A 23,272-nucleotide genomic window follows, 5' to 3' on the forward strand; every position below is an offset into this window, starting at 1 on the left:
CGCTCCTTGCTTCGGATTGACCGGGCGGATGTACATCCTATCTTAGGCGCTTGTCTGTTGATGTAAAATGGCTATCGACACCATAAGACCAAAGAAACACGGCAGCAGCGTACTATCCCTGATAATATTGAACAAAATACAAGCACAACGAGCGTTCAGGACCAGCATGACAACGGGATTTTTCTCTCACGACGATTGCATGAAACACAACATGGGGGCGGAGCATCCGGAATCCCCGGAGCGGCTTGCGGCCATTATCAGTTACCTGGCGGATACCGGCCTGGAGCAGGAGCTGGACTGGGTAAGGCCGGACGAAGCCACCCGGGACCAGTTGCTGACCGTTCACCCCGAGCGCTACCTGCACCAGCTGGACCTGATGCAACCCACCCGGGGCCGGGTGTATACCGACCCGGATACCGCGATGATGCCGGATACGCTGAGGGCAGCCCGCCTGGCAGCCGGGGCCAGCATCGAAGCGGTCGATATGGTTCTCAGCAGCCAGCTCACCAATGCTTTCGTCTGTGCCCGGCCACCGGGCCATCATGCCGAACGCAGCAGGTCCATGGGGTTCTGTTTCTATAACAACATTGCCCTGGCAGCCATGCGGGCGCTGAACTTCCATCATCTGGAGCGGGTGGCCATCATTGATTTCGATGTCCACCAGGGAAACGGCACGGTTGATATTGTCGGCGGCGATGAGCGCATTCTCATGTGCTCCAGTTTCCAGCATCCGTTCTATCCCCACTCCCACGTGCATCGGCAGGCTGAGAACATTATCAATACTCCCATCCAGGCGGGTGAGTCTGCGGACGAGTATCGTAGAATCGTGGAAGCGGCCTGGCTCAAACGGCTGCAGGATTTCCGCCCGCAGCTGGTTCTGATTTCCGCCGGTTTTGATGGCCACCGGCTGGACCCGATGGCGGAGCTGAATCTGGAAGTGGAAGACTATCGCTGGCTGACAGAAATGATCACCAGCATTGCCGCTGACTCTGCCAACGACCGGATTATCTCAACCCTTGAGGGGGGATATCATCTCAGGGCGCTGGCAGAAAGTGTGAATGCCCACCTTGAAGTGCTCAATTCCATCCGCTGATATCACCAGCGGGCTTTCAGCTGTTTGGTGAGGCCGCGTCGTAGCCATTGGCCTGCTGCAGGTCCGGCCGTTCACCCTCGCGCTGCAGGCGGATGGTGGTGCGCCGGTTATCCGCCGGACGGCCTGACGCCGGGTACTGGTCCGCATGGGCCCTGACTGTTACCAGGTCAGTATCAATGCCCTGCCCGATCAGGTAATCCGCTACCACATTGGCCCTCTCCTCGGACAATGCGCGGTTATCGATTCTGCTGCCACTGCTGTCCGTGTGGCCGTCGACGAAAATCCGCTCCACGGTTGAATCCGCCTGAACATAAGCCACTATGTTGTCCAGAAGCTCCCTGTCAGGCCCGGAAAGGCTGGTACTACCGGCAGCAAAGGGGATACGGGAACGCTTGATCTGGTCATAGTTGACCGGCAAAAGGCCTGAGGTGCAGGAACGGTATTCGGAGAAGGTGCCGGCAAAGTTGATGTTGGACACCTTCACACGAACCGGGCTGCTGTCGTACCAGGACTCGCGGGTAACTGTCGGATCCATACCTTCCAGCAGGCCCTGAACCAGAATCATGGCCTGGCGTGAATCCAGGGAAACCGGGCGACGGCTGTCGTCCACATTAACCCGGCCCACAGAACGGGGTGCGGTTCCGGGGCGCCAGGATGGTGCCTCCACCACCAGCATGCCACGGCCAGGGCGCATCACCGGCGTTTCCGACTCCAGGAAAAACGACAGGGATTCGCCAGCCTTGTGGCGGAAAACAGCCCGGCCATAACCGGGGACCTGGTGCACCAGGGTACACTCGAATACAGACTCCGACAGGTACCACTGGCTGTTCTCGATGCCGGCACCATAGGTAGCCGCCTGGGCCACATTGGCGGCAACCAGCAAAGAGCATGCACCGGAGATAACTGCACCACGCAGGAAGGCTGGGATTCGTGCCATACCATCAGTCCGTCAGAGAATGTTCACTGAGTGGTTAACGGCAACCGCAAGGCATTCTTTAGGCCATTGGCCCGAAACAATCGATGACGGCTTCTGATATAATTCCGCCAGAATTCTCAAGGGGCAACCACAGCAAAGGCCCCGGCTAGCCGGAAACTGTCAATGACCAATCAGATCACCATTACCCGCCCCGACGACTGGCACCTTCATGTCCGGGACGGTGACATTCTCAGGGATGTGGTGCCTGCCACGGCCCGCTGCTTTGGCCGCGCCATCATCATGCCCAACCTGGTACCACCGGTCACCGATGCAGAGCAGGCCATGGCCTACCGTGGCAGGATCCTGGATGCCGCCGGGGACCATGACTTTGAACCGCTGATGACTCTGTACCTGACGGAAACCACCACCGCGGAACAGATCCGCGAGGCAAAAGCCGCCGGGGTGGTTGCGGCAAAGCTCTACCCTGCCGGTGCCACGACCAATTCCGCTTCGGGCGTTACCGACATCCGCAACATCTACCCGGTACTGGAAGCCATGAGCGAGTGCGGCATGCTGCTGCTGGTCCATGGTGAGGTAACCGACCCGGAGATCGACATCTTTGACCGGGAGAAGATCTTCCTCAAGCGCGTACTGGCGCCGACGCTGGACGCTTTCCCGACACTGCGGGTTGTCCTTGAGCACATTACAACCGCAGACTCCGCCGAATTTGTTCGCAACCACCAGGGCGACAATCTCGGTGCCACCATTACCCCCCAGCACCTGATGTACAACCGCAACCACATGCTCGTTGGTGGCATCCGGCCGCACCTGTACTGCCTGCCGATTCTCAAGCGAAACCGGCACCAGCAGGCACTGAGCGACGCCATTGTCAGTGGTGACCGGCGCTTCTTCCTGGGCACCGATTCAGCGCCCCATTCGAAGGACCGGAAAGAAACCGCCTGCGGCTGTGCCGGCTGCTACTCCGCCTATAGCGCCATGTCACTGTACGCGGAGATCTTCGAGGACCTGGGCATCCTGGACAAACTGGAAGCCTTTGCCAGCTTCAATGGGGCCGACTTCTACGGCCTGCCCCGCAATACCGACACCATTACCCTGGTACGGGAAAGCTGGGAAATGCCCGCTGAACTGCCGCTGGCCGACGGCACCATTGTGCCCCTCAAAGCCGGCGAAAGCCTGAGATGGCGCCTTTCAACCGACTGATTATCCGACTTTTTACACACCAGGCTTGTTACCCTGGCCAAAGACTCCGGGAGTTTAAGTGACTGAAGAAAACAAAGAACCGCATCCCATGTCCCGCCGTTTCCGCGGATTCCTGCCTGTTGTGGTGGATGTGGAAACCGGTGGATTCAATCCCGAACAGGATGCGTTGCTGGAAATTGCCGCAGTCATTTTGACCATGGACGAAGACGGCTGGCTGAAGCGGACAGAAACCCACGTGCAGCAGATTGATCCCTTCGAAGGCGCCAACCTGGAGCAGTCAGCCCTGGACTTTACCGGCATTGACCCCTGGAGCCCCGAGCGGGAGGCCGTTCCCGAACGGGAGGGCCTGAGCGAGATATTCGGGCCGATCCGCAAGGCAGTCAAAGCCCACGACTGCAAGCGTGCGGTTCTGGTTGGGCATAACGCCACCTTTGATCACAACTTCGTATTCGCGGCCGCTCTGCGCTCGGATATCCGGCGTAATCCGTTTCATCCTTTTTCCACTTTCGATACCGCGACACTCGCGGGCCTTGCCTACGGCCACACCGTGCTGGCCCAGGCGTGCAAACTGGCCGGTATTCCGTTCAGCAACAAGGAAGCGCATTCTGCCGCCTACGACGCGGAAAAAACCGCCGACCTGTTCTGTGGCATTGTCAATCGATGGCGGGAACTGGGAGGGTTTCCTCCGCCCCTGATAAGCGAGGCGGAGGAATAGAGAGGCTACCGGCCTACCAGTAAATGCCTCGCATGATTGCCGCAAAAGCAACCTGCTCGGAAGATACCTTGGGCCGTTCTCCGGACCGGCTGCCAGCTGCGGCCGGTGAATCCGGGAACATACGGTAACCGGTGTTCATCACGATCTCGCCCATCTTCGGCGCCAGCGCCTGCAACACCTGGGCAAAGATACCCAGCCTTGTGGCAATGCGCTTGGGCCGGTAGACGATGGCGTCCACGACCATTTCCGCCGCTTCGTCCGGCGTCAGTGTGGGAACCGAATCGTAGATCTTGGTGGGCGCAATCATCGGTGTCTTTACCAGCGGCATGTTGATGGTGGTAAAGGTCACATTGCGGTCTGACCATTCCGCCGCGGCGCAACGGCTGAACGCATCCAGTGCAGACTTGGAGGCCACATAGGCGGAGAAACGCGGCGCGTTGGTCAGCACACCAATGGACGATATGTTCACCACGTGACCACGATGACGCTCCAGCATGGCCGGCGCAAAGCCCATGATCAGACGAACCGAACCGAAATAGTTCAGCTGCATGGTGCGCTCGAAATCGTGGAAACGGTCGAACGACAGCGCCAGTGAGCGACGGATCGAACGCCCGGCGTTGTTGACCAGAACATCCACATGGCCGTGGTTATCCAGCACGGTCTTCACGAAGCGGTCGCAATCGTCCATCTCGGCAAAGTCGCACTGGTAGGCGTGAACATTGCCGCCACGGGCTTCCAGCTGAGCGGCCACTTCCGCCAGCCGTTCCTTTTTACGGGCTCCGATAACCAGAATCGCGCCCGCATCGGCCAGTTTCTCGGCCGTTGCCAGACCAATGCCGGAAGTACCGCCGGTGACCACACAGACCTTGCCTTCCACCGTGCCACGCAGGGTGCGGTCCTTGAACAGGTCAGGGTCAAGGTTACGCTCCCAGTAATCCCAGATCACAGCGGCGTAGCTGTCCAGGCGCGGCACTTCAATACCGGTGCCCTTGAGAACCCGCTCGGTTTCGCGGGCATCAAATCGCGTGGGGTAGTTGATGAAAGACAGAACCGAGGGCGGAATGCCCATGTCATCCAGTACAGCCGTGGTCAGACGCTTGACCGGGGGCAGGTTCTTCAGGCTCTGGCGAATGAACGGCGGAACAAATCCGAAGATCCGTGAATCAAGACGCATGGCCATACGGGGCGCATGACCGGCTTCGGAGAAAATATTGAGAATTTCGCCAACCTTGTAGGGGTCGGAATCCACCAGATGGAAACAGTTGCCATCCTCGCCTTCCAGGTGGGCAATGTGATCCATGGCGTTCACCACGAAATCCACCGGAACAATATTCAGGCGGCCGCCTTCAATGCCAATAGTCGGCATCCACTGGGGCAGAGCATGGCGGATCTTCTGGATCATCTTGAAGAAGTAATAGGGCCCGTCAACCTTGTCCATTTCACCGGTTTTCGAGTGACCAATCACCATGCCCGGGCGATAGATCCGGAACGGAACCTTGCAGCTCTCCCGGACAACCTTTTCCGACTCGTGTTTGGTCAGCAGGTAGGGATGGTCCAGCTTTTCGGCTTCCTCGAACATATCTTCGCGGAACGTGCCCTTGAACATTCCGGCGGCGGCAATGGAGGACACATGATGAAAACAACCTGCCTCCATGGCTTCTGCCGCATTTACGGCGCTGTGCGTGCCCTCAATGTTGGTCGCCTGCTGGGCTGCTTCGTCCGCACCCATGTCGTAAACCGCTGCAAGGTGGAAAAAGTGATCAATATTACCCTTGAGCGATTTCATGGTCTTGGCATCGATACCCAGATTCGGACTGGTAAGGTCGCCGATGACTGCTTTCACCCGGGACTCATCCGCGCCCCAGCGCTCCCGCAGCTGGTTCAGTTTGTCCTGGGATTGCTCACGCACCAGAACGTAAACCGTGCCGCCGCGAGCCAGCAGTTTTTCAACGAGAAAACGGCCGATAAAACCGGTGCCACCCGTCAGAAAGTAATTCATTGATAGTCCACCCTGCTTGTTGCTCAATTGTTGTCTGTCCCTTTGTTCCCGGCTGAGGTATTAGACCAAAGTCTTATACTCTCGCGGAACGCCGGCATTGTACTTAAATGCATCCTTCATGTATTGAACTTTTTTAGAGCAATTACTCTGTAACCCTTTGTTTTTGATAGAGCAATTACTCTAACATCCGCATGAAAGGCACGCCGCAACCTGTTGGTTTGCCCGGCATGCTGAAATTGAGACTAGCACATGGTGTGCAGCCTGCCCGCAATTCCCTACCATTACAGAGATGAAATGAAACCTGTCAGGAGCAATGACATAATCGGAACCATTCATGACAGGCTCTGTCTCAATATCCCGGTTTTCGGAACTCCAGCTATGCACAAAGACGACCCCAACGCCGAGCGTTACATCGCCATCGCCCGCGCCTGCCTCAAGGCCATCAATGACACAGCCGCAGATGCCGGCAGCCGGGAACAGAAAATCCAGGCGGTTTACCAGGCCATTGACCATGCCTTCCAGGCCGAGTTCGCAGACTATCGCCAGTCTGTGGCGGTTATGGGCACGGTTCTGGAGCGCATTGCCTCGGGCCAGCTCGATGCAGATGCCGCCGCCAGCCTGGCAAAAAAAACGCTGGATCAACAACCGGAAAGCACCCGCAACGCACTGATTCACTGAACCAACTATCAGACAGAGAGGCATTATGCGCCCAGGCATTCGTGGATTTGCCATCAGTTTCCCTGCCCTGAAGGAAGCTTTGACCCTGATGCTCCTTCTGGTTTTCAGTTCGGTAGCACTGGCGGACATTGCCCCCGTCAAAAGCCCGAACGACGACAACGAGTACCGCTATGTACAGCTGGACAACCAGCTCAGGGTGCTACTGGTTTCCTCCCCTGATTCCGACAAGGCTGCCGCGTCCATGAACGTGGCCGTCGGCAGCGGCGATGACCCGGCGGACCGGGAAGGCCTCTCACACTTCCTGGAGCATATGCTGTTCCTGGGCACGGAAAAATACCCGGACCCCGGCGAATACCAGCAGTTCATCAAGAGCCACGGTGGCAGCCATAACGCCTTTACTTCATTCCAGGACACCAACTACTTTTTCGACGTGCAGGCTGAACACCTGGAAGACGCCCTCGACCGCTTTGCAGAACAGTTCTCCGCCCCCCTGTTCACGCCGGAACTGGTTGACCGTGAGCGCAGGGCGGTACATTCCGAGTTCAGCGCCATGCAGAAAGAGGATGGCCGCCGCTTGTACTCCGTCAAAAAAGCGGTCAGCAATCCCGAACACGCCTTCCATCAGTTTGCAGTGGGCAACCTGACCACCCTCGAGAATACCGAAGAGAGGCCATTGCGCCCTGACCTCATCAAGTTCTGGGAGACGCATTATTCGTCCAACCTGATGACCCTGGCCGTCTACGGGCCCCAGTCCCTGGATGAACTCGAGGCCATGGTACGCGGGCGGTTTGACCGCATTGAAAACCGGAAGCTGAATGCAAAGGTGCACGATGAGCCCCTGTTCAGCCCGGACACGCTGCCCGCCCGCCTCACGGTTGACGCATTGAAGGATATCCGCAGCCTGACCCTGACTTTCCCCATTCCGTCGCAACAGGAATACTATCGCGACAAACCGGCCAATTACGTCGCCAGCCTGCTGGGACACGAGGGCCCTGGCAGCCTTTTTGACGTACTGAAACAGGCGGGCCTGGTAGAGAGCCTCTCGGCCGGCAGTGGCATGGACACCGGCCAGGAAGCGAGCCTGGAACTGAAAATGTCGCTGACACCGGAAGGTCTTGAGAAACAGGACACCATCCTGGAGCTGACTTTTGCCTACATCGACAAGGTCCGGGAAGAGGGAATTGAGCAACGTCGTTTTGAGGAAATGCAACAGCTGGCCCAGATCGACTTCCGTTTCCGCGAGAAAAACCGGCCGGTTCAGGAAGTGATGCATCTGTCCCGACAGATGCGCCATGTGGCACCGGAGGACGTGCTCCAGGCCCCCTGGATGATGAAGGACTACGCACCGGAGCGTTACCAGGCCATTCTCGACCGACTCACGCCGGACAATGTTCTGGTTTCGGTGCTTGAGCCCGAACCAGACATAGAAGACCCCAATCTGACCGAGTGGTATGAGACCGCCTGGAAACTGAAACCGCTGGACCCGGAAGCGGCAGAAGCAACGGACAGTAACCGGATGGTTTCGAGCCTGGCGCTTCCCCTGGAGAACCCCTTTATTCCCGAGGAGCTGAGCATGATCCCCGGCTCCACCATGGAACAACCCGTCTCCCTGGGCACCGTCAGCGGCATGGACGTGTGGTACGCCCGTGATACACGGTTTGATACCCCCAAGGCCAATGTCTACCTGAGCCTGCGCAACCCGGCTACGCGAGCCTCGGCCCGCAGCAATGTGCTCTCGGAATTGCTGGTGGATGCTATCAACACCAACGTCAACGCCTGGGCCTATCCTGCTCAGCTGGCAGGGCTTGATTACAGCATCTACCCGCACCTTCGCGGCATCACCGTGCGGGTGGGCGGCTACAGCGACAAACTCCACACTCTCATGGCCCGACTGCTGACCCAGGTTGCAGACCCGGAGCTGACAGAGCAACGTTTTGAAATTGCCCGCCAGAAAATGATTGACCGGCTCCAGAACAAGGCCAAGGAACGCCCTGTTCAGCAGACATCCGAATTCATCCAGAGCCTGCTGATCGAAGGTGCCTGGAGCACCGAAGAGAAGCTTGAGGCCGCCAGGGAAGTCACCCTGGATGAGCTCAGGTCATTCTCGGAGGCTTACCTCTCACAGGTGGACCCGGTGATGCTCGCCCATGGCAACCTGACCGAAGCCTCTGCCCTCAACCTGACCAATCGCATCCACGCCATGGTGCTGGATGACAGCGACATGACAACCGTCGAGCGCAGCAAGGTGCGCGGCCTTCCTGACGGCCAGACCGATCTGCCTATCGACGTGGACCACCCGGATACGGGTTACACGCTCTATGTGCAGGGCAGGAATACCGGCTTTGAGGAAAGAGCTGCTTTCCGGCTACTGGGCCAGATCATCAGCAGCCCCTTCTACGAGGAACTGCGCACCAATCGCCAGCTTGGCTACATTGTCTATGCCACACCGTTCGAGTTGCTGGAAACACCGGCCCTGGGCTTCGTAGTGCAGTCTCCCGAGGCCAGCAGTGACGACATTGACAAGGCCGTGACGGAGTTTTCCGCAACCTTCCGGGATACGCTCTCGGATATGTCCTCAAAGGACCTTGAGCGGGAGAAACAGGCGGTTATCAGCAAACTTATGGAAAAAGACCGCCGCCTGGGGGAGATTTCGGAACGCTTCTGGCGGGAAATCGACCGGGGTCAGACAGGCTTTGACTCGCGGGAGAAACTGGCGGAAGCCATCAGGCAGGTCAGCCGGGAATCCTTGCTGGATATCCTCGACAATCAGGTGATCGAACGAAAGAGGGCCCTTCGCGTATTCACCGGTGCCGACAACCCGGATAACAGCAGCATCATTGAAACGCTGCTTGAGCGGAAAAGCGTACCGGAAGCCTGACCATTGACGGGATTCAGCCTGCAGGCTGGCCAACAAACCGGCGCCAGTCTGCAGGCTCGTCCACATCCCACTTTTCCGGAAGCACCGCAAACGACAAACCGGCCTTGGTGAGCCGGTCGCAGGTCTGTCTCAGCGCCTGGTCCGTACCCCAGGCAACATCCGCCAGCATGCGCGGCGCCAGCTTCCGTGCACCGATCAGCACATAACCGCCATCATCCGACGGCCCCAGCACCACATCCACATCGTCCAGCGCAGCAACCGCCTGGCGGACGTAATCCGCATCCACCGAGGGGCAATCGCTGCCCACGATCACGGCCTTGCCAACCTCTTCCAAACCGGACGCAAGAGCCCGGGTCATACGTTCTCCCAGCATATCTCCCTGCTGCCAGGACTGCCCGACCCCGAAATCCTCAAGCCGCTCGATAATCGGCAATGCGGCTGACGGCGCCGTATCCAGCGGCCGGTCCCAGAGAAACCGGACGTCATAACCGCTGGCCACCAGATTCTCCAGCACGGCCAGGCTCAGCCTCACATGAGCATCCATCGCCCCTTCCGCGCCAAGCTCCGGCATCAGCCGGGTTTTGACCTTGCCTGCCTCAGGCCACTTGGCGAACTGCATGACCCGTACCGAATCCGGCTCAGTTTTTCCCATTACGTACATCCGCCCGATAGGCCACAGCCAGCGATTCCGGGGACTCGCCCCGCCAATACCGCCAACGCAGCCTCCACATAAGAAAAATGGTGCGCCAGGCACCCCCCTGCTGCCATCTACGGCTGTCGGTTATTACCGGATCCTTGATGCAATAAGGCGCAGACACCGTGCGAAGCCGGTTGCAGAGCTCCACATCTTCCATTAACGGAACCGGCGCAAAACCCTGGAGCGCCCGGAATACCGGTGTGCGGACAAAAATAGCCTGGTCACCGGTGGCAATGCCCGTCAAACGGGAGCGATGGTTCATAAACCAGCTGATCACAAGGAATAACATGCGGTTGCCGCTCAGCTGCACGTCAAAACGGCCCCATTGCGCGCCGCTGGCGACAAATTGCCCGAGGCGATCAAGGGCCGAACCCGGCAACAGGGTGTCCGCGTGGAGAAAGAGCAGCACATTACCCCGTGCCGCCTCCGCCCCCGCATTCATCTGCAGCGAACGGCCCCTGCCGCCAACCAGCACGCAATCGCACCAGGGCTTCGCCAGATCCGCCGTGCCGTCGTCGCTGCCGCCGTCCACCACAATCACCTCATGACCCCCAGCACGCAGGGGCTGCAGGGTTTTCAGGAAAGCCTGAATGGTAGCCGCCTCCTGCCACACGGGAACAACCACACTCAGAGAAAGCGGTTCAGTCAAAACACCCTCCGCAAAAGAACGACGAATCCGCAACACACCTTGAGCCGCAGGCCTCAGGCCGCTATCATACCGCCGTTCTTGCAGAGATGCCCCCGTAGCTCATCTGGATAGAGCGTCCCCCTCCTAAGGGGAAGGTAGCAGGTTCGAGTCCTGCCGGGGGTACCATCCTATAATTAAAATCAATTAGTTAGATCCTAAAATCTGGATTACCCACCAACCTACCCCTCAACCCTAAAACGATCAATTTTTAGCCACAACCTTCGTTCCCCAGCCACGTAATTTCTAAGACTTGCGACCGCCATTTTCCAATAGACGCGATATCTCTCTGTTTTCAAACATATTCAAGCACACGGTCCGGCCAAAATCTATTTGCTTGCTAGAACGACGAAATGGGGTAACGTCGAAATAGGTCTCGAATGGCGTGACCAATTCAAGAAGCAAGCAGAGGATATTCCAAAATGATGAAACACTTGATTGACCAGATTACCGACCTGCTCAAACAGGCCAATGCACTGGCGGAGACTCTCGACAACTTCGAGCTGAGCAAAGCCGAAGTGCGGGTGTCGTGCTCGGACGGCACCAGCCTCGTGATCGGCGACAATCTCCAGAATTACAGCGATGGCACTACCGGTGACAGCTCCTTGTCACACCTGACACCAGCGACCGCCAGCGCGGCGAACCAGCTGGGCACTATCAAAAAGAACGTCTGGTTCTGATCGGAGGGATTCAGTATGGATTTCATGAAAAAAACCCAGAACCTAACCGCGACGCTCACCAAGGAATTCAATTGCGAGGAGATCAATCTCACCGTCCAGATGCGACGGGGAGAGGACTGGATTACGCTCGATCTCTTCCAGAATTCTGAGGAGCCAAATAAGTTCTACGCGACCGTTGACTACTCTTCCAGCCAACACGACGCGATTGGTACCGGACGAGTCCTACACTGAGACGAAATGCCCATCCTCCTATGACTAAAAGGCGAGGATGGGCATTTACGTTTGTCGCTTTAAACCTATGTCCCTCTTGGATTTCAAAAACCATCCTCCCTGGTATATGCTGAGTCTCGCTCTGTCTGTAGCTACAGCTGTGCCCCCTCGCAGAGCCGCAGTCCCAGACAACTCAGAGCACAAAGCACACAAGAAAGTTGCGGAATACAGGGACGTTCATGTCTGAATTCGATTTCAAGAAACAAGTGCAAGATTATTTCGCAAAAGGCCCCGCCATAGTACTGGGTAGCGGTGCATCAGCTGCTTATGGGATACCTGGCATGGGCCAGCTCGGCACCCACCTCATCGCTACCGTACAAACAGACGATTTGAGTGGCGAAGAGATAGAGGGATGGTCTCTGTTCTGCAAACTCCTGGAACAGGACACAGGACTTGAGGAGGCGTTACACAGAGCAAGACTCAGTACTACCATAACATCTCGCGTTGTAGAAAGTACCTGGGAACTGATATGCCCAGCAGATGAGAAAGTATTTTTGGAGGGTGTGGCGGACAATAATCGCTTTGCCCTCAGCGATCTTCTTAGACAGATCGTAAGAAGTGACATTAACGAGATATCTATAATAACAACCAATTACGACTGTCTGGCAGAATATGCCTGTGAGCAAATTAAATTGCATCACTTCACGGGGTTTTCTTTCGGCGCTCTGAGAACCATGTCTCCTAAGGGCCGGGTCAGAACTGACAAACAGGCCAACATTTGGAAAGTTCATGGCTCAATTGACTGGTTTGACGGGCCAGACAAGACAACCATTGGCCTTACTCGAAGCAGATCAATACCAGCCGCGCACGTCCCAAAGATAGTGACACCGGGCATTGAGAAATATCGACTAACCCATGGTGAACCCTTCAGAACAGTAATCCAAGAAGCTGACAGAGCAATAATGCGAGAAAAGAGCTACCTCTGCGTGGGCTTTGGATTTAACGACGAACATATTCAACCGAAGTTAAAAGATCGGTGCACAAGCGACCGCATTCCAATCACGGTCATAACCAGGGACTTAACTCAATCCGCCCGAGAATTCCTGCTCCAGGGTGATATTAAAAATTATATCGCTATTGAGCGCGGTGCCTCGGATGATGAATCAATCGTCTATAGCTCGCTTGCCGATGAACCAATCGCGGTCCAAGAGAACCTTTGGAGCCTTGACGGCTTCAACACAATCATTATTTGAGGTGACACAGGATGTCTTTATTTGAATACACGGCTGAGGATGCATTGGGTACGGTCCTGGGTGTTGACACAGGGACAGTGACAGTGGAAGTCAAAGATGCCGACCACCTTCGAAGACTTCAGGTAAACCGACTGGTCGCCCTTCAGAGTAAGCCTGGACGACACATGATTGGTTCAATTACAAACGTCACTCGTAAGCGTCTTCCAGGGTTGGATGAGGATACTGACGAAGCTCAGGAGCTAAATCTCTGTAAAATCGCGCTCATTGGGACAATGTTTAATCGTGAAGGAGAAAAACGCAATGTCTTCCGCAGAACACTGGAGAGCGTCCCCGAAATCGATGCTTTGTGCTTCGCATTGGAGGGGCAAGAACTAACCGATTTCATGAGGACGCTCGCTAGCGTCGCTGCTGATGGCAGCTCACTAAAACTAGGCACCTATACACTTGATGAAAATGCAGAGGCTTTTCTGAACGGTAATAAGTTTTTTCAGAGGCATGCATTCATTGGGGGGAGCACAGGTTCTGGAAAGTCGTGGACCACTGCAAAAATCTTGGAACAGATGTCTACTCTCGCCACGGTGAACGGAATCGTTTTTGATGTGCATGGGGAATATAAACCTCTCAAAGGAGACCGGATTCAACATCTGCGAATCGCGGGTCCGGAGGATATTGAGCAATCTAGGGGGCTGGAAGACAGTGTAATCCACCTGCCCTATTGGTTGCTTAGCTATGAGGCTTTGACATCTCTTTTTGTCGATCGGACTGATCAGAATGCCCCCAATCAGGCAATGATAATGGCACGGGAAATCAACGCATCAAAGCAGCGTTATCTCCAAAACAAAGGCAAGGATGATGTTCTTGCCAATTTCACGATCGATAGCCCCGTTCCGTTTGGGCTAGAGGAGTTTCTGGATAGCCTGCGGGAAATCAATGAAGAGATGATCCCGGGTGCCAAAGCTGGCACTACCAAACAGGGCGATTTCCACGGCAAACTTTCCAGAATGATCTCGCGGCTAGAAAATAAAACCTCTGATCGTCGACTTGGCTTCATGTTCCAAGGTGGTCCCGCGACACTGGAGTTTGATTGGTTGCAACTACTAACCGAAACGTTAATGGGTGCCGCGTCTGAGACAGCGTCAGGCGGCGTAACGATTGTGGATTTTTCAGAGGTTCCTTCGGACGTTTTACCGCTGGTGGTTTCACTTGTTGCTCGAATGGCTTTTTCGATTCAGCAATGGACGCCTCCCGATGCTCGACACCCACTTGCTATCCTGTGTGATGAGGCTCATGTCTATATGCCGCAACGAGGGCAAGCATCTTCTGCAGATAACGTTTCTCTCGATATTTTCGAGAAAATCGCTAAGGAAGGTCGAAAGTACGGTCTCGGATTAGTAGTGATTAGCCAGCGCCCTTCTGAAGTAAACAAAACACTGATCAGTCAGTGCAGCAATTTCGTCTCAATGCGATTAACCAACGCCGAGGACCAACAAGTTGTGAAGAGATTGCTTCCCGACAGCCTCGGCGGCTTCAGCGATATTCTTCCTACTTTGGATACTGGCGAAGCCCTGGTCGTGGGAGACGCAAGCCTTTTGCCAACACGAATAAGAGTGGACGAGCCATTAAATAAGCCCAACAGTGGAACCGTCGATTTCTGGACCGAATGGCAAGCGCCTGTTGCTAAAAATCGATTAAAGTCTGCTATTGATAACTGGAGAAAACAAACACTACAGTAACTCGTTAATCTATTGGGTTCTATTTAACTCAATAAGCGGTTTTGGCGCTGTCCCTTGTCCAAAAATCTGGGAAAGGGTCGGTTAACGGGTCTATCGACATCCAGCGACGATCTGACTACTTGACCATGGTATGGTATTCCCCGGGGAATACCAACTAGCTTTAAGAATATTGTCCATAGGCCAAGCTAATACACAGAATCGAAACGCTTCGAATACGTGGCCTGAGATTGGTTGTCTCAGACAACGTCACAAGGCCATCCAAGCTCGCTTAATCTTTAAATATCTGTGATTAACGCCTCACTTAGGCGAGATGATGCGAATCCAGTCCGACACAGCCTTGGAGGTCTCTTTCATATCTGGCTGCAACTCCGCTCTTTGAATCAGGCTGTCTTGCACCATTGGGTCAAATAATCCATCAGATATTTCTGCGTCATGAATCAGCAAGGTCTGCTTCCCTTGAGCAATACCAATTCCAGCCTCAATTTGATTCCATGGTGTAGACACAAATGCGGACTCTATAACCCTATGATCATCTGTCCCCATCCTATATTCGCCATCTCTTATTAGAATAGAGCGAAAGCCAAAAACAATAACCCCGGAACAACCACCAATCATTTCATTCAATTTTGTTATTACGTTTGCTGACTCGTATTCACCACGACCCAACTCAACGACATCAACCCCATCACTAACAAGCTTATACTTTACAATATCAGATATATTCTTTTGTCTTAAATCCAGAATTCCAGGCCTACTTACAAATACTTTTTTTGATTCCGCGCTTTCTGAATTCCAACAATCGAATTCAGATTCATACCCTGCCGGAAAAGTGTTTCCTTGACCGATACAGCCATCAAACTTAGCTTTATCAATATTTATCGCATCCTTAAAGTTGGCGTTGAAAATTTTTGAATTTGAAAAGTTAGCGCCGTCGAGATCTGCCCCTCTAAAATCTGTATTAAAAATGGCAGACGACTGGAAATTTGCGCCTCGAAGATTGGTGTCACGCAAAGTAGCGCCAGATAAATTTGCTTCGTAAAATTGCGCATTTTCTAAGCAAACTTCTCTTAAGCTAGCACCAGAGAGGTTTGCTTGGAAGAAGTCAGCTCTTGAAAAATCAAGAAATTTTTTCTTATCACTTATATATGCCTTAGATAGATTAACTCTTTGCAGATCAGCCTCTATCAAAAATTCATTGGGCACATACCTTAAATTGTCAGCCAAAATCTTCTGGAGGTTACTAGTTGGCATAATCTTCAGGAAAGCCGAAGTAACCTCTAAGCAGTCTTTAGCATAAGGCATTTTGTTGACGCCAAATTCAGTAGTAGAGTTTAAGAATCGGCGTAGCTGTATAGCTGCAGCAACTCTAGAGTCAGTACTACCAGAGCTTATTTGGTCAACGATACTACGAAAATGATTTCCTATTATTGCAACCTGCTCCTTAGCAACAGTTTTCTTGAACCTGTAAAGCAGAAAAAGAATTACGGGAACAGAGATAGAAACTAATGAAATTACATTAGCCAGCAAATCATCCGACAAAAACTCCAGAAAACCTTCCACTATTATTCCTTTATCATTTCAGACTGGGATAATTAATACAGTTCCCTCTGGAACCCTACAAACACTTCCCGGATATTGCCCACCGGCCCCAGCTCACGCACAGCATCACCAATACTGTGATACTTCAGCTCAATCAGCTGCGGCAGTTTATCCGGGTCTAATTCCGTCACGCCTCTGGCGACGTAATGGTCCAGCACAAACTCCAGAAATTCGTGTTGCTGATAATTATGTTGGCTATAGATTTGCTCCTTGTGAGCGGCCACACGCTCTGATCGGCTGATGGGAGGCATATTGAAAGCAATAAAGGCCAACACATCATAGATATCGCTGTTTTCGGCCTCAATCATCTTGCCGATCTCTCTCAGCTGCTCTAGGCCATAACCCTTTTCTTCAAGCCCTTCCAGCAGCTTCTTGCGGGTATCTGGCTTGCTCCAGATCTCACGCAACTTATCCTCGTTGGCAAACCACTCTGGCAAGTCACCATACAGGCGCTGGACAAAATCGGCGGCCGACATCGGCTTACCATCCGGGCTCCAGAAACTGGTGGCGCTCATGTGCTGGATCGTTCGCTCTTTGCCATCCGCCAGCTTGACTTTCACTTTCTGTTTCTTCTCACATACACACGGGCGCTCACCGCATATCCCACAAGGTTCCGGAGGTTCTTTCTCGCAAACACAAGGGCGCTGCTCGCAGACCGGGCAGGGTTTGGGTGGTTCAACGGCGCACTTGCATGGGGCTTCACCACACACGCTGCAGGGTTCGGGCGGAATTGGCTCGCCATCCCATTCCGGATCGCTGAAGTGTTCATGCGCCCGCACGAAATCATAAATGGTGAAGTAATCCTTCCCTTCAAACAGCCGCGTGCCCCTGCCAATGATCTGTTTGAACTCGATCATTGAGTTCACCGGGCGCATCAAGACAATATTGCGCACATTGCGAGCATCCACACCGGTCGAGAGCTTCTGGGAGGTAGTCAGGATGGTCGGAATGGTTTTCTCGTTGTCCTGAAACTGTTTCAGAAACCGCTCGCCCTCTGCCCCATCATCAGCCGTGACGCGCTCACAGTAATGCGGATCTTTATTGGCTTTCATTTGATTGATGAGGTCTCTAACCGCCAGAGCATGTTCCTGGGTGGCGCAGAACACGATAGTTTTTTCGCGCTGGTCGATCTGGTCCATAAACACACGGACCCGGTATTTCTCCCGCGCCTCAATCTCTATCAGCCGGTTAAAATCGGGTTCAGTGTAGCGCTTGCCCTCCTCTATCTCGCCTTCCACCACATCGTCGTCACTGGTGTAGATGTAATCATCCAGCGTGGTGGCAATCTGTTTGACCTTGAAGGGTGTCAGGTAGCCGTCGTTAATGCCTTCCTTCAGGGAATAGACATACACCGGCTCACCAAAATAGGCGTAGGTATCGGCGTTGTTATCACGCTTGGGTGTTGCGGTAAGGCCAAGCTGAACCGCGGGGCTGAAATACTCCAGAATGCCCCGCCAGTTGCTTTCATCGTTGGCACCACCCCGGTGGCACTCATCAATGATAATGAAGTCGAAAAAGTCTGGCGGGTAGTCGCCAAAGTTCGGTGCCGGATCGCCGTTTTCATCCCGACCGGTCATAAAGGTCTGGAAAATGGTGAAGAAGATACTGCCATTCTTTGGCACACGTCCCTTCTTGCGAATGGTCTCGGGATCTATGCGAACCAAAGCATCCTGTGGGAACGCAGAGAAATCATTGAACGCCTGATTGGCCAGGATGTTCCGGTCCGCCAGAAACAGAATGCGTGGCCGGCGACCGGGTTCTCCAGACATCTGGGCCGACCGGCTCCAGCGGGCATGAAACAGCTTCCAGGCGATCTGAAAGGCAATGGCGGTTTTGCCGGTGCCAGTGGCCAGGGTCAAAAGCACACGGTCGCGCCCTTCGGCAATGGCCTCCAGAGCCTGTGTGATGGCGTTATGCTGATAGTAGCGTGGCTCCCAGAAGCCACCCTTGTCTTCAAACGGCACGGCACCGAAGCGCTCACGCCAGATATTATGCTTCGCAAACGTCTCGGCCCAGAGTTCTTCTGGCGAAGGGTAGCCCTCTACCGGGCCCTCCGCACCTGTGGCCAGATCCACGCGGTAGATTCCATCACCGTTGGTGCTGTAGGCAAAACGAGCCTGCAGTCGTTCTGCATAGCGTTTGGCCTGGGCCAGCCCTTCGGTCACCGGCAGAGCACGCTTCTTGGCTTCGATAACCGCCAGCTTCTGACCTTTGTAGATCAGTACATAATCGGCAATATCCGATTGGCCACGCCGGCCGCCTCCCTGAAGCCTCCCCGGCGCAATCACTTCCCGGCGAATACGGCTGGCATCCACGACTCCCCAGCCGGCATTTTTCAGTGCCGGGTCAATCAATTCAGCGCGGGTTTCAGCTTCATTGAGTGCTGCGTGGCTCACTCACCCTCCTCGGCCAGCATGTTCATGATCAGGCGGATCATGGTATCTTTGTTTGCAGGGTCAGACTCAGCCACCAGCAGCGTCAGCGCTGCAAGCCCCACATCGTTAACCACTGGCTCTCCACGGACGTTAAACAGCCGACTGTTACGGTGGAGAAAGTCCACAAACAGAAAGGCTGCGCTGCGCTTGTTGCCATCAGCGAACGGGTGGTTCTTGATTACAAAGTACAACAAATGTGCCGCCTTTGCCTCCACACTGGGATAAGCCGGTTCCCCGAAGACGGACTGGTCCAGGTTGCCCAGCAGCGAAGCCAAGCCATCCCCCCGGTCTCGGGCGAACAGTTCCGTGGCTTCGCGACGGGCCATTAGCTCGCCCTTCAAACTATTCAGACCTGCCCGGGCCTGCTCCAGGGACGGCAATGTGCCTCCGGCCTGCGCCTGCGGATCGGTAAGCAGGCCCTCGTCGTAGCGTTGCAGAAGAAGAAAGGTCTGGGCGTAGCGGCTAACGATGTCCACCAGGCCGCGACCGCTGTCGGTATCCAGCGAGGGACTCTGGGCGGCCTTGCGAACCAGAGTCAGGGCCGCTTCCAGTTCCTGGGCGTTTTCTTCAAAGCGCTGGCGGTTCAGGGTCCAGCCCTGGGTGAGGTGCTCGCGCAGAGTACGAGTGGCCCACTGGCGAAACCGGGTCGCCCTGGTGGAATTGACGCGATAACCCACCGAAATAATAGCATCGAGATTGTAGAGTTCTATATCCCGCCTGACCCGGCGATTGCCCTCTTGTTGAACTGTTGCATTTTTTGCAACAGTTGCCTCTTTCTCCAGTTCACCCTCTTTATAGATGTTTCGCAGGTGCCTAGAAATAACCGATTTATCCCGTTCAAACACTTCAGCTAGTTGCTGCAAGCTCAACCAGACAGTCTCCTGATCGGCATCCAGGCGCACTTCGACCGCCTGATCAGCGCTTTCGTAAATGACGATGGGGGGGCTTTTTTCTTCAGTCATACCATTTCTCTATCCTTGAGACTTTTCACTTGAAACCCGTTGCATGGCCGGTGGCTTGGCTCATGCGACGGCCTCATCTAATTCTTTCTCGGCAAGATCATCTGTCAGTTCGCCGGAGAAGGCTTTTTGTAAAAGAGACTTCTTCAGCTCCGTCAACGATTCAAGCTTCTGCTTCCCCAGGCTTTCCAGTTTGCGGACTTCTGACAAGAGCATATTCAGTTTCTCACCGATCTCAACCTGTTCAGAATACGAAGGTACAAAAACTTGAATGGCCCCGAGTTTGCCGGGTGACGTATGTCGGACCTTAACACCAGAGGCGGTTTCCTGTACTGCCGACCTAAACCCGTGCGTGTTGAACTGATGGAAAAAGAAATCATTGTGCCAATCCACTCCATCTCGCACTACGACTAGACCTAGACGCTGATTGTGAAGAAATCGTCGTGATTCAGGCACCACAAGCGAGCTGCCAAGAAGACCGGCCGCTTGTTCGGTCATCGCGATCAAGAAATCATCCTTACTGAGAATGTATTCAGCCGGCGGATCGCCTATATAAAACTTGGTTTTCCTTCCTTGATCCCTAAAACCGCCCGATTCATAAAATGATCCTGGAGTTAGAACGATAAAGGGGCCCGCCTCTGCAAAGTACTCGCTCTTGAATGCAAATCCATGCTTGATGGAGCAAATATCGGACAGCGCCGACTTTCGCCAGTGAAGAGATGCTGAGGAAAAAACCGAACTCAAATAACTCTCAAACAACTCACCGGCATTTGAAAGATTCTTTTCGGTGTTGGCGATCGCCGCATCGATGCCAGTGAAGGCCTCATCGAGGATGGCGACGATACGTTTTTGTTCGCCCATAGGAGGCAAATTTACTCTTTGCGCTCTAACGTCACTATCACTCACTGCCGGATAAGATGCTCCCCTCTGCAGTTTCTCCATTGCACTCGTGAATTTTTCGCCCAAGAGCCAATAAAAGAGGTATCTGCTGAGAACATCGCGTTTCGGGCGCAGGACGAAAAAACCAGTGCTACACACTGAACCATCGAGCTCTCCATCTATTAGAGCAATTCGATTCAGGGTTGGGCGGATTGTGGCAAAAATTACGTCACCCGCTCTTACCAAGCGCCGGGCACGGCTCGGAGCGTCGCGCCCACTTAATGAGGCAGACTCGGTTACAACTAGCCTTGCTCTCGATACTGAAGACACGTCAATGTACCGAAACTTTTCTTCCGGCTTTTTTCGCGGATCACAGGTTTCAATTTTCTCCACCAGATCCGCGATTGGAACGCTCTGCCAGCTTGCCTTCATAACATCCCCCGAATCCCTTCCAAAATCTCCTCGCTCTCTTTATCCAGCGTCTCAATCTCATTGATGATCACTTCCGGATCACGGAGTGGTGCTTCCTCAGCCTTGTTCGGTTTTTTCACAGATAGGTCGAAGGTTTCCGTATCCACATCGTCGATGCTGACGGTCCAGGAATTGTCGGACTCCCCAAAATTCACCTGCCGGGCAACAAAGTCTTTCAGATCGTCATCATTCAGAGGGTTGGTTTTGCCCAGGCTGCGGCCGGGGTCGAGCTGGTAGTACCAGATGTTCTGCGTGGGTGCGCCCTTCTCGAAGAACAGCACCACGGTTTTCACGCCCGCACCGAGGAAAGTGCCGCCGGGACAATCCAGGATGGTGTGCAGGTTGCAGCTTTCCAGCAGCTCCTTGCGCAGGGCTCTGGAGGCGTTATCGGAGTTCGACAGGAAGGTGTTCTTGATCACCACCGCCGCACGACCGCCTGCCTTCAGGTATTTGATGAAGTGCTGCAGGAACAGGAACGCCGTTTCCCCGGTCTTGATGGAGAAGTTCTGCTGAATCTCTTTTCGCTCTTTGCCACCAAACGGTGGGTTGGCGAGGATAACGTCGTAGCGGTCCTTTTCCTGAATCTGGCTCAGGTCTTCAGTCAGACTGTTGGTGTGAACGATATTGGGCGTTTCGACACCGTGCAGGATCATGTTCATGATCCCGATCACATAGGGCAGACTTTTCTTTTCCTTGGCGTAGAAGGTTCGGGTCTGGAGCGTTTCCAGGTCCGCTGTTGAAAGCCGCCGATCATCGCCCTCCCCGTCCGGGCCATAGCGCAGGTAATCGTGGGCTTCACACAGGAACCCAGCAGACCCCGCTGCCGCGTCATAGATACGCTCGCCAATCCGGGGGTTGATCACTTTGATCATGGCGCGGATCAGTGGGCGTGGCGTGTAGTACTCACCACCATTTCGCCCGGCATTGCCCATGTTGCGGATTTTGGCCTCATACAAATGGGACAGCTCGTGCTTTTCCGCCTGTGAGCCGAAGCTGAGGGAGTCAATCAGCTCCAACGCATCGCGCAGGCTGTAGCCGCTGGCAAACTTGTTACGGATCTCGCCGAAGATTTCACCGATCTTGTATTCGATCGTGTCCGTTCTGGAAGCCCGCTCCTTGAAGCCACGCAGGTAGGGAAACAGCTCAAAGTTGACGTACTGGATCAGATCATCACCGGTGAGCGCGTAATCGTGGTCGAAGCTGCCATCGGCTTTCCTGGGCGCGGCCCACCTTGACCAGCGGTGGTCTTTGTCAATAATGAACTGGTAGGACTGGCCGCGCAGCTCTGCTTCCTGTGAACGTTCGAACTCCAGGTCGTCCATATACTTGAGGAATAGCATCCAGGACGTTTGCTCGGTGTAATCCAGCTCCGTTGCGCAGCCGGCCTCTTTCCAGAGGACATCATCGATATTTCTGAAGGTTTGTTCGAACATTGAATTTCCGTTTGAGAAGTGACATCCAATTGGGGCGATCCAGACGTGCAGCTTATTCAGGGCTATGCAGGATCATCACAGACTGTGATGCGACGATTCACAGGCTGCGGAGTAGAGACTGATAGTGCTTGATTCGCTGGCTTTTTCCAAGGTCGTTTCTGATCCAAGTCCAAGTCAGATACCGACAAGCTCGATGTGCAGCGAATGCTTTGATTCGAGCATCTTGAGGAACAGGGTGTCTAAACGCGTCTGGAGTGACCGGATGCCCGCCTCTTCACTGATGAATACCAGTTTGATCAGGCTCTGCTCTGGAGCCTGATACTAGTTGTAGGTGAGCACCTTCACCAGATCTTTGTAGAACTCGTGGTGGGTATTTTTGCCGGAGACTTTGAGTTCATAGGCAATCCTGGTGCCCAGATCCACCACGTCGATTCGCTCATTGTTTGCTTTGGAAACCCTTACCTCACTCAACACGCCCTCGTTACAGACTGCCGCCTGCCACTCCTTAGTAATGGTTTGCGCAGATTTTGTGTGTGCGGATACATCGCCTTCGTGAAGACGGTGCTTGAGGTGAACTGCTCTAAGAGTTTCTATGATCATCAGCTACGGTACCGCGTACCCCCAACTCGTTATTCATTTCACCCAACCTACCCTCTCGGTTTAAACCAGCCGGGCGCCGCCGACTCACTGGTTATTCTCCGGGGGAAGTCCACAGATCAGCTCCATGGGCTCGCTACT

Annotated in this window: 19 protein-coding genes and 1 tRNA gene; 10 read left to right on the forward strand and 10 right to left on the reverse strand. The window is 54.3% G+C overall.

Going from position 1 to position 23,272, the window contains the following annotated elements; genetic code table 11:
* Positions 1 to 166 precede the first annotated feature (166 nt).
* Complete coding sequence (locus HLUCCO03_RS17400; protein ID WP_027831595.1) at positions 167 to 1,093, forward strand: histone deacetylase family protein; 927 nt, start codon at positions 167 to 169, stop codon at positions 1,091 to 1,093.
* 16 nt (positions 1,094 to 1,109) lie between these two features.
* Here HLUCCO03_RS17400 and HLUCCO03_RS17405 read toward each other — a convergent pair whose 3' ends face one another.
* Positions 1,110 to 2,030, reverse strand: a complete 921-nt coding sequence (locus tag HLUCCO03_RS17405; RefSeq protein WP_036197408.1) for an OmpA family protein — start codon at positions 2,028 to 2,030, stop codon at positions 1,110 to 1,112.
* 162 nt (positions 2,031 to 2,192) lie between these two features.
* Between HLUCCO03_RS17405 and pyrC the strand changes: the two genes are divergently transcribed.
* Together pyrC and rnt are read left to right on the forward strand one after the other, a co-directional pair.
* Positions 2,193 to 3,230 carry a dihydroorotase gene (pyrC, locus tag HLUCCO03_RS17410; protein WP_027831593.1) on the forward strand — a complete coding sequence of 346 codons (1,038 nt, stop codon included), beginning with the start codon at positions 2,193 to 2,195 and terminating at the stop codon, positions 3,228 to 3,230.
* A 58-nt stretch (positions 3,231 to 3,288) separates the two neighbouring features.
* A complete protein-coding gene (gene rnt / locus HLUCCO03_RS17415) occupies positions 3,289 to 3,945 on the forward strand; it encodes a ribonuclease T (RefSeq protein WP_027831592.1) in 657 nt (218 codons plus the stop codon).
* A gap of 13 nt (positions 3,946 to 3,958) precedes the next feature.
* On the opposite strand, the gene HLUCCO03_RS17420 is transcribed toward rnt, so the two are convergent.
* Entirely contained in the window at positions 3,959 to 5,944 is a 1,986-nt protein-coding gene (locus HLUCCO03_RS17420; protein WP_027831591.1) for an SDR family oxidoreductase, read from the reverse strand.
* 378 nt (positions 5,945 to 6,322) lie between these two features.
* On the opposite strand from HLUCCO03_RS17420, the gene HLUCCO03_RS17425 reads away from it, so the two are divergent.
* Together HLUCCO03_RS17425 and HLUCCO03_RS17430 are read left to right on the forward strand one after the other, a co-directional pair.
* Complete coding sequence (locus tag HLUCCO03_RS17425; RefSeq protein WP_027831590.1) at positions 6,323 to 6,622, forward strand: hypothetical protein; 300 nt, start codon at positions 6,323 to 6,325, stop codon at positions 6,620 to 6,622.
* A 25-nt stretch (positions 6,623 to 6,647) separates the two neighbouring features.
* On the forward strand, positions 6,648 to 9,500 hold the full coding sequence (locus HLUCCO03_RS17430) for an insulinase family protein (RefSeq protein WP_051603823.1): 2,853 nt from the start codon (positions 6,648 to 6,650) through the stop codon (positions 9,498 to 9,500).
* A 13-nt stretch (positions 9,501 to 9,513) separates the two neighbouring features.
* On the opposite strand, the gene HLUCCO03_RS17435 is transcribed toward HLUCCO03_RS17430, so the two are convergent.
* On the reverse strand, positions 9,514 to 10,152 hold the full coding sequence (locus tag HLUCCO03_RS17435) for a TIGR04282 family arsenosugar biosynthesis glycosyltransferase (protein ID WP_027831588.1): 639 nt from the start codon (positions 10,150 to 10,152) through the stop codon (positions 9,514 to 9,516).
* Positions 10,139 to 10,846, reverse strand: a complete 708-nt coding sequence (locus tag HLUCCO03_RS17440) for a TIGR04283 family arsenosugar biosynthesis glycosyltransferase (protein WP_036197402.1) — start codon at positions 10,844 to 10,846, stop codon at positions 10,139 to 10,141. The genes HLUCCO03_RS17435 and HLUCCO03_RS17440 overlap by 14 nt, the downstream gene beginning before the upstream one ends.
* Before the next feature lie 88 nt (positions 10,847 to 10,934).
* On the opposite strand from HLUCCO03_RS17440, the gene HLUCCO03_RS17445 reads away from it, so the two are divergent.
* From HLUCCO03_RS17445 to HLUCCO03_RS17465, 5 genes are all read left to right on the forward strand, one after another.
* A tRNA-Arg gene (locus tag HLUCCO03_RS17445) sits at positions 10,935 to 11,011 on the forward strand.
* Between the two features lie 293 nt (positions 11,012 to 11,304).
* A complete protein-coding gene (locus HLUCCO03_RS17450) occupies positions 11,305 to 11,562 on the forward strand; it encodes a hypothetical protein (protein WP_027831586.1) in 258 nt (85 codons plus the stop codon).
* A 15-nt stretch (positions 11,563 to 11,577) separates the two neighbouring features.
* Positions 11,578 to 11,793, forward strand: coding sequence for a hypothetical protein (locus tag HLUCCO03_RS17455; RefSeq protein ID WP_027831585.1), 216 nt, complete (start codon positions 11,578 to 11,580; stop codon positions 11,791 to 11,793).
* 218 nt (positions 11,794 to 12,011) lie between these two features.
* The gene (locus HLUCCO03_RS17460) at positions 12,012 to 13,025 is read left to right on the forward strand and encodes an SIR2 family protein (protein ID WP_027831584.1); all 1,014 of its coding nucleotides are present in this window, start codon (positions 12,012 to 12,014) and stop codon (positions 13,023 to 13,025) included.
* Between the two features lie 11 nt (positions 13,026 to 13,036).
* Positions 13,037 to 14,758, forward strand: a complete 1,722-nt coding sequence (locus tag HLUCCO03_RS17465; RefSeq protein ID WP_027831583.1) for an ATP-binding protein — start codon at positions 13,037 to 13,039, stop codon at positions 14,756 to 14,758.
* Between the two features lie 297 nt (positions 14,759 to 15,055).
* On the opposite strand, the gene HLUCCO03_RS17470 is transcribed toward HLUCCO03_RS17465, so the two are convergent.
* The 6 genes from HLUCCO03_RS17470 to HLUCCO03_RS17495 all read right to left on the reverse strand — a co-directional run bounded on the left by HLUCCO03_RS17470 (position 15,056) and on the right by HLUCCO03_RS17495 (position 23,005).
* Complete coding sequence (locus tag HLUCCO03_RS17470; RefSeq protein WP_051603822.1) at positions 15,056 to 16,318, reverse strand: pentapeptide repeat-containing protein; 1,263 nt, start codon at positions 16,316 to 16,318, stop codon at positions 15,056 to 15,058.
* Between the two features lie 32 nt (positions 16,319 to 16,350).
* Positions 16,351 to 18,753 (reverse strand): EcoAI/FtnUII family type I restriction enzme subunit R, encoded by a 2,403-nt coding sequence (gene hsdR / locus HLUCCO03_RS17475; protein WP_027831582.1) that lies wholly within the window; start codon positions 18,751 to 18,753, stop codon positions 16,351 to 16,353.
* Positions 18,750 to 19,754: a virulence protein RhuM/Fic/DOC family protein gene (rhuM, locus tag HLUCCO03_RS17480; RefSeq protein WP_027831581.1), complete on the reverse strand. Its 1,005-nt coding sequence runs from the start codon at positions 19,752 to 19,754 to the stop codon at positions 18,750 to 18,752. Before rhuM ends, hsdR begins: the two co-directional genes overlap by 4 nt.
* A 60-nt stretch (positions 19,755 to 19,814) precedes the next feature.
* Positions 19,815 to 21,062 (reverse strand): restriction endonuclease subunit S, encoded by a 1,248-nt coding sequence (locus HLUCCO03_RS17485; protein ID WP_051603821.1) that lies wholly within the window; start codon positions 21,060 to 21,062, stop codon positions 19,815 to 19,817.
* Positions 21,059 to 22,534 carry an N-6 DNA methylase gene (locus tag HLUCCO03_RS17490; RefSeq protein ID WP_027831580.1) on the reverse strand — a complete coding sequence of 492 codons (1,476 nt, stop codon included), beginning with the start codon at positions 22,532 to 22,534 and terminating at the stop codon, positions 21,059 to 21,061. Before HLUCCO03_RS17490 ends, HLUCCO03_RS17485 begins: the two co-directional genes overlap by 4 nt.
* A gap of 321 nt (positions 22,535 to 22,855) precedes the next feature.
* The gene (locus tag HLUCCO03_RS17495; RefSeq protein WP_155939914.1) at positions 22,856 to 23,005 is read right to left on the reverse strand and encodes a hypothetical protein; all 150 of its coding nucleotides are present in this window, start codon (positions 23,003 to 23,005) and stop codon (positions 22,856 to 22,858) included.
* Positions 23,006 to 23,272 lie beyond the last annotated feature (267 nt).

Source organism: Marinobacter sp. HL-58, assembly GCF_001314605.1.
GTDB lineage: Bacteria > Pseudomonadota > Gammaproteobacteria > Pseudomonadales > Oleiphilaceae > Marinobacter.